The organism is Achromobacter marplatensis, from assembly GCF_002209535.1.
In the GTDB taxonomy this organism is placed as follows: domain Bacteria; phylum Pseudomonadota; class Gammaproteobacteria; order Burkholderiales; family Burkholderiaceae_B; genus Achromobacter; species Achromobacter marplatensis.
The window spans coordinates 447,571-459,015 of the sequence record NZ_NJIG01000004.1; the positions used below are offsets into that span (position 1 = coordinate 447,571).

Below are 11,445 nucleotides of genomic sequence, written 5' to 3' on the forward strand. Positions count from 1 at the left end.
ACTGGCCTCATCGACGGGGGCAAACGCCGGCCGGGCCGGGGGTAGCGGACAGCACGCCCAGCGCGTGGGCGGCGTCTTGCAACGAGGAGTCGCGCGCGGCGCTCAGCACGTATCGGCCGTCGGCGTCGGGGCCGTCCACAATCGACACGTCGTACTGGGACAAGGTGTTGCGCAGCTGTTTGGCGGTGAGCGCGTCGGGCAGGTCCACCACCAGGCGCGGGCAGGAACCGCCGCCACGCGTCAGCACGCCGTCGGACGCGGGCAAATCCGGCGACACGTCCAGAGGCGCTTGCTGCACCACCATGACCGACAGCATGATCGCCAGCGCCCAGCCCAGCGGCATCAGCGGGCTGGCGGGCGTGGGCCATAGCCATTGCCACAGCCGGCGGGCGCGGGACGGCAAGGGCTGCGCGGGGGGCGGGCGTTCGGCCAAGGCGCGCAGGAACGCGGAATCGCGGTCGGCCCGGCCGATGTCGTTATGGGCCAGTTGGCGCGCCTGGGCCAGGTTGCGCCATTCGTCGACCTCGGCTTGCAGTGCGGGGTCGCGCGCCATGTCGGCTTCAAAGGCGCGGCGGGCGTCGCCGTCGAGCTCGCCCGACAAATAGGACAGCACTCGGTCTTCAGACATGATCAGTCCATTCCTTTGCGCGTGCATTCGGCCACGAGCTTGCGTGCGGCGTGCAGGCGGCTTTTGACGGTAGGCACGTGCAGGTCCTGTTGCTTGGCGATCTGCTCCATGGGTATCTCGTCCAGATACAGGAACATCGTGGCGCGCAGGGTGTCGCTGAGTTTGTTCAGGCAATCGCGCATCCGCTTGACGAGCGACAGGTGCTCGTACGCGTATGCGGGGTCGGCGAAGGGGGAGGGGTCGCCCACGTCTTCGGCGTCGTCGAAGACGTTGTCGTCCTGTCCGCCGTCGCCTTCGGGCCGGGTCCACTGCACTTCAAGCCGCGTGCGCCGATGCATCTGGATCAGTTCGTGCAGCGAGCCCCGATACAGATAGCCGCCCAGCTTGCTGACCGCGAGTTCGTGCGCGGCCCACCCGCCGGCCGGCTGGCCGTGCTGGAAGCCTTCGTCCTTGAACGTGCGGGTTTGCAGGAACTTCATGAGCGCGTTATTGAAGGCGTCCACCACGCCTTCGGGCGAGGTGTTGAAGAATTTCTTGCGCAGCTTCAACGTGATGTGCTGCTCGGCCTTGTTGCGGAATTCCAGCGCGTAGCGGGGATCGGCATGCATGATGCGCAGCAGCGCGTCGACGTTGTTGATGACGTAGCGCTTGGGGTCGAGCGTGTTCATGGTTCAGATTCTTGGTGTCGAACTGGACGCGGAACGTCAGCCCATCGGCGGAAAATGCCGCAGCCCTCCGGGGCGAGGGCTGCGGCACCTTAGCCGCGCAGGGGCGGAAAATCAAGCGCGGCGGCGCAGCACGGCAACGCCGCGGACGGTGAAGGCCACCACGATGGCCAACGACAGGTAAAAGCCGAAACCGAAGCTCAGGCTGCTCCACAGCGACGACGCCATGTCGCCGGCCATGTTGCGGCTGGCGCGGGAGTTGCCCATGAAGCCGGCGAACTGGCGGGTGGCGTCCATGATTTCGCGCACTTGCGAGACCACGCCGGCCAATACGATCAGCCACAAGGCCAGCGGCACGAAATAGCCGAAGCGGGATGCGCGGTGTGGCAGCAGGGACGGCAGCAACGGGCCGACGACCGCCAGCAGCCACAACAGTGCGTAGATGCCCGCGCCCGTGCCGTGCGCGCCCTGGATATTGCCGCCGTTCTGCATGCGCAGCATGTCATAGAAGCTGAGGCTGGCGTTCGAGCCCATGATGCGCACCGTGATCACCGAGAACACCGTGGTGGCCAGCAGGAACAGCAGCGCGCCTGCAGCGTCGCCCCGATTGACGCGCTGGGCGGCGGTGGCGGCCCAGCGGGCGCCGTGTGTCTTGGCCTGGTTCAATACGTCGCGTGCCTCTTTGCCTTGCATGGTCTTTCCTTTTTGGTTCGGGCGGGGATGCCTGTATCTGTTGCTATGCGCGGCGCACGAAAAGGTTCGATTTATTTTTCGAAGAAATTTTTCGAACCTTTCCCGGCTTGGTGCGTAGCAGGGGACAAGGGCGCGGATTTTCCCGTCGCCATCCATCCACACGGAGAGTCGAAATATGTCCAACCCCACCCCGCTGACCGCCCTGTACCAGACCGTAGTGCAAGAAGAACTGGGCCTGGTCGCCCGTATTGATGAAGATGGCGACGTGCTGTTTCGCTACCCCGACCTGGGCACCATGTTCTTCAGCCTGAGCGAGTCGGATCCGGAATTTCTGCGCCTGGTCTACCCGAGCTTCGTGGACGCGGACGAACTGGGCCTGACCCGTGCGCAACTGCTGGAAGTGGTCAATGCGGTGAACAACCGCTGCAAGGCGGTCAAGCTGAGCCTGCAGCAAGACCGCGGTCCGAAGCCTGGACGCGTGTCGGCATCCGTAGAGAGCTTTGTTGCCCCGTCCGATACGCTGCCCGCCGAAGTGCTCTTGCGCGCCATCGTGACGCGTTGCGTGTCGGCCATCCGCCACTGCGCTGGCGAACTGGTGAAAGACGCGCTGGAACTCAAGCAGGCCGCTGCGGGTTGAGAAGCGCGCCGGCCGCGCGGAATTGAAACAACCCTGGCCCTGCGCTGTAACTTTGAGATACATTGCAGGGCTTTGACGGAAATTGCGCCTTGCCGCTGCGCGATTTCCGGCCACCATCATGATGTCGATGCGCCCGCTCTTACTCCGTTCTCTGATCTTTCGCCTTGTGACCATGCTGTTGTTGCTGGGAGGGTTGAGCGCATGCGCGGTCAAGACCAATTCCCGTGGCGGGCTGGTCTATGGCGTCGACACCGCCGCCCTCTTCGGTACCGAAATCGGCCAGTTCCCGCTACAGGACGGCGGGCAGGGCACGCTGCGCCGCGAGGGCAAGAACTTCTCGGTCAAGCTGTCGGGCAACCAGCGCGTGGTGCCCTTGAACAACGTGGACTCGGCCCGCGTCGCGCGCACCGAGAACGTGGGCTCGCGCACCGTGGTCGTCATCGAGACGCAACGGCGCAATTGCGACTACCGCTACACGGTGCTGGCGATCGAGGGGTCGGACGTGTTGTCGTGGGACCTGGGCAATTGCCGTGACCGGCCGGCGGTGCTGGTGCAGGACGACCGCAGCGCCATGACCTTCGATTTTCCGAAGGGATCCAACATCGAGCGGTTCGTCTACACGCAGGACGGCCGCATGCGCCGGGGCGACGTCAAGGCGGTGGCCGGCCTGAATCCGCGCGCCAAGCCCTTTGCCGACGAATCGTTATACCCGCCGGGGTACCTGGACTCGCTGCGCCTGTACGGCGTCTACCCGCCGCCTGCGGCCCCGGCCGCAAAGACCGGCAAATCCGGCAAGCCGGGCAAAACGCCCAAGCCCGGACGGCCTGCCACGCCGGACGCGCCCGCCAGGACGGCGCCCGCCGACAACCCGGCGGGCAGCCAGCCCCAGGGCCAAACGCAGACCGCCGGCCGGGTCGTTCCGCCGCCGCCCCAGCGCGTGCCGGGAGGCGATGGGCCTGCCGCGACCGCGAGCCCCGCGCCGCGCGCGGGCAGCGCGTCGCGTACGCCCGCCAAGCTGGACCTGCCCGATGAGGAAATCACCTCGACCCGTCTTGACCTGAGGGACTGACGTGCGGCAAGCCCAGATTCGCCAACTTCTTTTCCTGATCGTCCTGACGGTCATCTATCTCAGCTTCGAGCTGGGATTCAATGCGCGCCTGCTGGACGTGGTGGGCAGCCGCGCCACGCCGCACGACATCGAAGAGCTTGAGTTCTTCGGCCGCACGCTGTCCGGCATTGCCGCCGCGCTGGTAGTGCTGCAATTGCTGCTGACCCGGCGCCTGCGCACCGGCGGAAAGCCGTCATACCTGAAGATCGGCGTTGCCTGCGTCGTGACCGCGCTGGTGGTGTTCAGCGCCATCAAGGGGCTGGTGAACGTGCTGGTGGATAGCCGCGACGGCGATTTCCGCCGTATCGCCGCCAACGCCGGCTTGCTGCAGCGGTCGCTGGTGCAGGGCGACCTGCATCTGGACGGCCTGGTCGACGACGAGGTCTATGCGCGGCCCGAGGGCAAGGCGTTCCTGGCCGTGTTCCAGGTGCTGCTGTCCAATATCGACAACCTGGACGAGAAGGTCGAACCCAAGAAGCGCCAGGTGATCCGCACTGATCTGCAACGGCAGATGAAGACCTTCACGTTTGATGGCCGCGACGTCCGCATGACGGCGCCAGGCATCCGCGGCTATCACCAGGTCTACACCAGCGTGATGCAGTCAGTCGCCGATCGCTGGAAGCAGTATGCGGGCGTGCCGGTGGGCAACGACATCGGCCTGGCGCGCGAGCAGGACCGTGCCTGGAGCGACTACCGCAGGAACCTGTCCAAGCGGGGTTGGACGCCGGAGAGCGTGCCGGCGCGCTATCAGGGCCGCGTGGTGCAGGACGTGCGCAAGCGCATTCCGGTGCCGGGCGACTGGCAGCCTTATGACCGCGCCACCTTCAACGAGGCAGTGGCCCAGCAATATTGGAAGACCATGCGCAGCCGCACCGTCCATGTGGAAGGGGACGCGATTCCGCCGGGGCTGTCTTACGAGGACTTCGTGGCGCGTCCCGGCGTGCAGAGGCTGCTGCGCCAGACCCTGATGGTGCCCGCCAGCATGAGCGTGGCCGCCAACTACACCGATGCGGCCAGCTTCAAGCGCCTGTACGACGGCATGTTGGACCGCGCCGTGGATGAGGCGATGCCGCGCTTTTCCGCCCGCAACGAAGACTTCGGCCGGGGCGGCCAGCACTACAAGCTGGGCCAGGATGCCGCGCGGGCGGCGATCGTGCCCCCGGTGGCGCTGCTGTTCTCCCTGCTGGGCGCGGTGGGCCACTTCGCCAAGCTGCTGTATCTGATCGCCAAGCTGGTCGTGTGGGTGCGCACGCCTGCCGGGCAGGAGCCGGGCCGCACCGCGACGCGCGCAGCCGGCCTGGCGCTGGTGTTGACGCTGGTATGCGTCTGGACCGCGTTTTCCTTCATGCAGAACGGCGTGACCCAGAGCGAGCTGTTCCAGCAGATGTCGCGCGCGGAGTCCGGCCGGGATGATGAGTCGGCCGGCCAGGCGCTGCGCCGCCGCGTGCTGGCCAACATTGCGCACGTGGTGGTGGTGGGGCAGGCCTATACCTATCCCTTCAACGAGGCGGTGCGCACACGCGTGCTGGGCGGCATCAAGTATGGATACCACGGCGATGCGAGTTAAGCGCTTGATCGCGGCGCTGCTTGCCGCCGTGCTGCCCGTGTCCTGCGCCAGCGCCGCCTGCCTGGGCATGCAGGTGCACGCCCATCGCGGCGCGCCGACGTTGCCCGAGAATTCGCTGGCGTCGATCAGCGCCGCCTACGCGGGCGGCTGGGACGGGGTCGAAATCGACATGCAGCGCTTGCAGGACGGCCGTTGGGTGCTGCATCACGACGTGCTTACGGGCAGGACGGTGGGCGGCGTGGGACGCAAGGCCGTGCTGCAACTGAACAGCGCCGATTGGCGCGGCGCAAAGCTGATGGGGCAGGGCGGCGGGTCGCCGCCGCCGTTCCTGGACGACGCGCTGCGGGTTGCAGCCGCCCAACCCGCCAAGACGTTCAACGCCGAACTGAAGGTCGTCTACCGCGACTGCGCGCCGGTCAGCCAACTGGTCGCTGGCATGAAGCAATCGCTGCCGCACGGCAACTGGATGATTACGTCGGCCTTTCCAGAGGCGTTGCGCTGCGTGCGCGGTACCGACCGCCAAGGCTATCTGGGGCTGATCGTCTTTGACCCCCGGAATGCCGAATCCGTCAGCGCCAACCCCTTGGGCAAGTACGTGTCGCAGCGCGCCACGGCGCCCAGGCTCACCCGTCCGTGGCTGGCCAATCTGGCGAAAACCGTGGGCGCGCCGGTCGGCGTGCACGTGGACGCCCTGACGCTAGCTGCCAATCCCCAGCTGCTGCGCGACGCGGCGTCGGAATCGGTGCGGGTGTTCGTCTACGCGGTCGGCGGCGACGCCGCGCTGGCGCAGCAACTGCGTGCGACCCGCCAGCGGGAAGGCTATCTGCCGTCGGGCGTGATCATCGACGGTGACGCGCAGGCGTTTTGCCGGACGATGGGCGGTTAGGCGACGAGATCTGCGCCCGGACTGCGGGTTTCTCCCTATTTGCATACGTATGCAAGGATTCGAAAGTGGGCTCACTTTGTTTTGAACCCCGACGTATGCAGGGCCAGGAGACCATGATCCGTTATCTGAAGCGCGGCCGGACCGCCGCCGTAAAAACCGACGACGACGCCAAGGTACGCGCGACCGTCGAAGACATCATCCGCGATATCGAGACCCGGGGCGACGACGCCGTACGAGACTACAGCCGAAAATTCGACAACTGGGACCCGGCCGACTTCCGACTGTCGCGTGCGGAAATCGAAGCGGCTCGCAAGCAATTGTCGGCGCGCGAGATCGAGGACATCACGTTCGCCCAGGCCCAGGTCCGCAATTTTGCCCAGATCCAGCGGGACTCGATGCGCGACGTGGAAGTCGAGACCTACCCGGGCGTGGTGCTCGGCCACAAGCACGTGCCAATGAATGCCGTTGGCTGCTATATCCCCGGTGGCAAATATCCCCTGCTGGCTTCCGCGCACATGAGCGTGTTGACGGCCAAGGTAGCGGGTGTGAAGCGCATTGTGTCCACGGCCCCGCCTTATCAAGGCAAGCCGCACCCGGCCATCGTGACGGCCATGGACATGGCTGGAGCCGACGAAATCCTCGTGCTGGGCGGTGTGCAGGCCGTCGTCGCGATGGCGGTCGGAACGCCCAGCGTGGCGCCGGTCGACATGCTGGTTGGCCCGGGCAACATGTTCGTGGCCGAGGCCAAGCGGCAGTTGTATGGCCGGGTCGGCATCGATCTCTTTGCCGGTCCCACCGAGACCTTGGTGATCGCCGACGATAGCGTGGATGGCGAGCTGTGCGCCGTCGACCTGCTGGGCCAGGCGGAACACGGCCCCACGTCGCCCGCCGTGCTGCTTACCAACAGCGAAGCGTTGGCGCGCAACACGCTGGCCGAAGTCGAGCGCCAATTGGCCATCCTGCCCACCCGCGGCATCGCATCCCAGGCCTGGGCCGAGTGCGGCGAGGTCATTGTCTGCGACACCATCGAAGAGATGCTGCAGGTAGCGGACGACCTGGCTTTCGAGCACGTGCAGGTCATGACGCGCGACCCGGATTACTTCCTTCGCAACATGACCAACTATGGGGCCCTCTTCCTGGGGCCGCGCACCAATGTCAGTTTCGGCGACAAGGTGATCGGCACCAATCACACGCTGCCGACCAACCGGAACGCGCGCTACACGGGCGGGCTATGGGTAGGCAAATTCCTGAAGACCTGCACCTACCAGCGTGTGCTGACCGATGCGGCCAGCGCCAGGATGGGCGAATATTGCTCGCGGCTTTGCCACATGGAGAATTTCTCCGGGCATGGCGAGCAGGCCAACATCCGCGTGCGCCGCTACGGCAACCGGCCCGACCTGCCCTGGTACCAGCCGGTTGAGGCGCAGGCATGATTGCGCTGCCAAAAGGACCGGACTTCCGCCTGGACGGACGCCGGGCCCTGGTGACGGGCGGCAGCGGCGGCATCGGCCTGGCTGCGGCTGCCGGGCTGGGGCGCGCCGGCGCGCATGTGACGGTGGCGGCGCGGCGCGAACGCGAGTTGGCGCAGGTCTGCGAAGCGCTGCGCGCCGAGGCGATCGGCTGTGCGCCGCTGGTGCTGGACGTGACGGATTCCGCTGCCGTCGACCGGGCGATCGCGGCAGACGGGCCGTTCGACATCCTGGTGAACAACGCGGGGATGAATCGTCCCAAGCCCTTGGTGGAGCAGTCCGATGAAGATATCGACAGCGTGCTCGATCTGAACGTGAAGGCGGCGTTCTATACCAGCCGCGCCGTGGCGCGCAGGCTGTTGCAGGAGGGCATGCCCGGTTCGATCATCAATGTGTCGTCGCAGATGGGGCATGTCGGCAGCCCCCGGCGTACCTTGTACTGCGCGAGCAAGCATGCGCTTGAAGGTATGACGCGCGCGCTGGCATGGGAGTTGGGGGCGGCGGGAATCCGCGTGAATACCGTGTGCCCGACCTTCATCGAAACCCCCATGACGGCCGGGATGCTGGAGCAGCCCGGGTTTCGCGACTGGGTGTGCGCGCGCAACGCGCTGGGCCGGGTGGGCCAGTTGGAGGAAGTGATGGGCGCTATCGTGTTCCTTGCCAGCGAGGCATCCAGTTTGATGACCGGCAGCGCGCTGATGCTGGACGCGGGGTGGACGGCAGCATGAAGACCGCGCCTCGCGCCCAGGACGTAGCGGATCTGGCGGAAGTCTCGCAGTCCGCCGTCAGCCGGACGTTTACCCCTGGCGCCAGCGTCTCGGAAGAGACGCGCCGCAAGGTGCTTGCGGCCGCACAAAAGCTGGGATACCGGCCTAACGCGCTCGCCCGCAGCCTGATCACGCGGCGCAGCCGCATCGTGGCGCTGGTGATGAGCTATCTGGAGAACCAGTTCTACCCCCTGGTGATCGAAAAGCTGTCGCAAAAGCTGCAGAAAGAGGGCTATCACGTGCTGATGTTCATCGCGGAAGTCGATGAGGCAGCCGACGGCGTGCTGGCGGAAATCCTTCAGTACCAAGTAGACGGAATCGTCATGGCTTCCGCCATGCTGTCTTCCAACGTGGCGCGAAGCTGCGCGGAAGTCGGCGTGCCGGTCGTGCAGTTCAACCGGGTGTCCATCCTGGGCGGACTGGCGCGGCATGCCAGCAGCTCGGTTACCTCCGATAACTATGCGGGCGGCCAGATGGCAGCGCGGTTGCTGGTTGCGCGCGGGTACCGACGGTTCGGCTTTCTGGCGGGCCTGGAAGACTCTTCGACCAGCATCGAACGGGAGCGGGGCTACCGTGATGGACTGCACCAATTGGGCCATGCCGTGCATCGCCGTGAAGCGGGCCACTACGATTTCGATCGGGCGCAGGCCGCCGTTCGCCGCATGTTCGCCGACGATGCGCCGGACGCGTTGTTCGCGGGCAATGACCACATGGCGATTGCGGCGCTGGACGTGCTGCGCCAGGAGCTTGGCCTGCGCGTCCCGCAGGACGTGGCGGTGGTGGGCTTTGACGACGTGCCGCAGGCTTCGTGGGGCGCGTACCGGCTCACGACGATCCGTCAGCAGGTCGAACCGATGGTGGAAGCGACGGTGGGGCTGCTGCGCGAGCAGATGCAGGCGGAACTCCGCCCGCGCGACATCGTCGTGCCGTGCAGCCTGGTTGAACGCGCCACCGTCCGGGCAGGCCCTGGAAATGAATTTGCAGCAACACCTTGAAAGCGCGCGCAGACCGCGCTCATGACTATTCGCAGTTCGCAGGAGACAAACGCATGCGCAGCATTTTTGTACGTACCCTGACCGCCGTTGCGGCGGTGGGGTTGACGGCTTCCCTGGCCCACGCCCAGGCTGGCGCGCCGGCCTGGCCGGCGAAGACCATTCGCTATGTGGTGCCGTTTTCGCCGGGTGGCGTATCGGACGGCGTGGCGCGCCTGATGGCCGAGCAACTGAGTGCCCGATTGGGACAATCGGTGATCGTCGAGAACAAGCCGGGGGTGTCCGGGATCGTCGGCACGCAGCTGGTGGCTCGTGCGGAGCCGGACGGCTACACGCTGGTGGGCGGCACCATCACCACGCATGCCGTCAATCCGTTCTTCATCAAATCGCTGGGCTATGACCCCGTCAAGGATTTCACGCCCGTGGCACTGGTGGGCATGGTCAGCAATGCGCTGGTCGTGCGCGCCGACAGCCCCTTCAATACGGTGCAGCAAGTCATCGACGCGGCGCGTGCGCAGCCCGATGGCCTGACTTACGGCACCGCCGGGGCGGGTACGTCGCAGCATCTTTCGGGCCAGCTTTTCCAGTCCATCTCGGGAACGCGACTGCGGCAGATCGTTTACAAGGGCGGCTCGCAATCCATGGTGGACCTGATCGGCGGTCAAATCGACATGGTGTTCGAAACCGTGGCGGCGGCGCGTCCGATGATCGATTCCAAGCGCGTCAAAGTGCTGGGCGTGACCTCGGCGGCGCCGCTGGCGGACTTGCCCGGGGTCACGCCGCTGGCGCAACTGGGTTTGCCGGGATTTGAAATGCAGTCCTGGCAGGGCATTTTCGCGCCGGCCGGCACGCCCGCGCCGGTGGTAGACCGTCTGGGACGCGAGATCGCCGCCATCGTCAACAGCCCGGACGTGCGGGCCAAGCTGCTGATGCTGGGCGTCGCGCCGGATGGCCGCGGCGCTGAACCGTTCGCGCAATTCCAGCGCAGCGAAATCGATAAATGGGGCAAGGTGATCAAGGATGCCGGCATCCAGGCCGATTGATCGCTGCTAATGAACTTTGCCAGGAGACTTGCATGACCGAATCCCGTTTTCCTCTGGACGGCCGTCTGCCGGACATGCTGCGCAGCGGCAAGCCGTTGCGAGGACTGTTCAACGGCCTGCCCAGCCCGGCCATCGTCGAGATGTGCGCCTACGCCGGATTTGACTTCATCATTCTCGACAACGAACACGGCAGCGCCGACCTGGGGGTGACCGAGCACATGCTGCGCGCGGCCCGGGCAGCGGGTATCGCCTCGGTGGTGCGTTGCTTTGAACACGATCTGCCACGCATCCTCGACATGGGGGCCGGTGCTGTGCAGGTGCCCATGGTGGAAAGCGTCGAGCAGGCGCGGCGGCTTGTGTCCCTGGTCCGCTATCCACCCTTGGGGCGCAGGGGTAGCGCCTTCAGCACGCGCGCGGCGGGCTATGGCGCGTTTGGCGGCGCCGGCCATACGCAGCGCAGCAATGACGGGATCGCGTTCATCGCGATGATTGAAACGCCGGAAGCGATCGCCGTTGCCGCGGAAATCGCTGCGGTGGACGGCGTGGATGCCGTATTCATCGGTCCGAATGACCTGGCGCACGCGATGGGACATGGCAGCGATTGGACGGCTGCGCCTGTGCAACACGCCATCGAGCAGGGGCTCAAAGCCATCGCCTCCGCGGGGAAGTGCCCGGGCATCATTGCGCTGACGCCCGCTGACGAGGAAAAGTACGGCGCATTTGGCGCCCGCTATTTCGCCAACGTGTCGACCAGCATCATTACCCGCGCGCTGGCGCAGGCGGCTTGCGCCGGACGTGATGCGCAACTGCGGTATTGACGGGGTGAGGAAGGGCCGGACGGGCAGCGCCGGCTAGGGAAATCCCCAGGGCGCAAGCCCTGTCCGGGCGTCTCCGGCAAGCGGGGATGTTCGTTAACATCGTTTTATGCATTCGAATGCGTAAAGAGCGGGCCCGGTGCGCCGAGGTAGCCGCCAGAGGAGACGACAATGA

General features: G+C 66.0%; 12 protein-coding genes. 9 read left to right on the plus strand and 3 right to left on the minus strand.

Features of this window, described 5'->3' with window-relative positions:
* Positions 1 to 7 precede the first annotated feature (7 nt).
* The 3 genes from CEY09_RS12380 to CEY09_RS12390 form a co-directional block, all read right to left on the minus strand.
* On the minus strand, positions 8 to 628 hold the full coding sequence (locus tag CEY09_RS12380; protein WP_088588813.1) for an anti-sigma factor: 621 nt from the start codon (positions 626 to 628) through the stop codon (positions 8 to 10).
* A 2-nt stretch (positions 629 to 630) separates the two neighbouring features.
* Positions 631 to 1,296, minus strand: coding sequence for an RNA polymerase sigma factor (locus CEY09_RS12385; RefSeq protein WP_088588814.1), 666 nt, complete (start codon positions 1,294 to 1,296; stop codon positions 631 to 633).
* Between the two features lie 111 nt (positions 1,297 to 1,407).
* On the minus strand, positions 1,408 to 1,986 hold the full coding sequence (locus CEY09_RS12390) for a hypothetical protein (protein WP_088588815.1): 579 nt from the start codon (positions 1,984 to 1,986) through the stop codon (positions 1,408 to 1,410).
* 175 nt (positions 1,987 to 2,161) lie between these two features.
* Between CEY09_RS12390 and CEY09_RS12395 the strand changes: the two genes are divergently transcribed.
* The 9 genes from CEY09_RS12395 to CEY09_RS12435 all read left to right on the plus strand — a co-directional run bounded on the left by CEY09_RS12395 (position 2,162) and on the right by CEY09_RS12435 (position 11,273).
* Positions 2,162 to 2,623: a hypothetical protein gene (locus CEY09_RS12395; protein ID WP_088588816.1), complete on the plus strand. Its 462-nt coding sequence runs from the start codon at positions 2,162 to 2,164 to the stop codon at positions 2,621 to 2,623.
* A 172-nt stretch (positions 2,624 to 2,795) separates the two neighbouring features.
* Positions 2,796 to 3,692 carry a hypothetical protein gene (locus tag CEY09_RS12400; RefSeq protein WP_234818274.1) on the plus strand — a complete coding sequence of 299 codons (897 nt, stop codon included), beginning with the start codon at positions 2,796 to 2,798 and terminating at the stop codon, positions 3,690 to 3,692.
* Between the two features lies 1 nt (position 3,693).
* Positions 3,694 to 5,298, plus strand: a complete 1,605-nt coding sequence (locus tag CEY09_RS12405; RefSeq protein ID WP_088588817.1) for a hypothetical protein — start codon at positions 3,694 to 3,696, stop codon at positions 5,296 to 5,298.
* Positions 5,288 to 6,184: a glycerophosphodiester phosphodiesterase gene (locus tag CEY09_RS12410; RefSeq protein WP_234818275.1), complete on the plus strand. Its 897-nt coding sequence runs from the start codon at positions 5,288 to 5,290 to the stop codon at positions 6,182 to 6,184. The genes CEY09_RS12405 and CEY09_RS12410 overlap by 11 nt, the downstream gene beginning before the upstream one ends.
* A 113-nt stretch (positions 6,185 to 6,297) precedes the next feature.
* Complete coding sequence (gene hisD / locus CEY09_RS12415; RefSeq protein WP_088588905.1) at positions 6,298 to 7,617, plus strand: histidinol dehydrogenase; 1,320 nt, start codon at positions 6,298 to 6,300, stop codon at positions 7,615 to 7,617.
* On the plus strand, positions 7,614 to 8,381 hold the full coding sequence (locus tag CEY09_RS12420; RefSeq protein ID WP_006227068.1) for an SDR family NAD(P)-dependent oxidoreductase: 768 nt from the start codon (positions 7,614 to 7,616) through the stop codon (positions 8,379 to 8,381). The genes hisD and CEY09_RS12420 overlap by 4 nt, the downstream gene beginning before the upstream one ends.
* Complete coding sequence (locus tag CEY09_RS12425) at positions 8,378 to 9,415, plus strand: LacI family DNA-binding transcriptional regulator (RefSeq protein ID WP_006227069.1); 1,038 nt, start codon at positions 8,378 to 8,380, stop codon at positions 9,413 to 9,415. The genes CEY09_RS12420 and CEY09_RS12425 overlap by 4 nt, the downstream gene beginning before the upstream one ends.
* Positions 9,416 to 9,468: 53 nt before the next feature.
* Entirely contained in the window at positions 9,469 to 10,455 is a 987-nt protein-coding gene (locus CEY09_RS12430; RefSeq protein ID WP_088588819.1) for a Bug family tripartite tricarboxylate transporter substrate binding protein, read from the plus strand.
* A gap of 32 nt (positions 10,456 to 10,487) precedes the next feature.
* Positions 10,488 to 11,273: an HpcH/HpaI aldolase family protein gene (locus CEY09_RS12435; RefSeq protein ID WP_006227071.1), complete on the plus strand. Its 786-nt coding sequence runs from the start codon at positions 10,488 to 10,490 to the stop codon at positions 11,271 to 11,273.
* Positions 11,274 to 11,445: the final 172 nt, after the last annotated feature.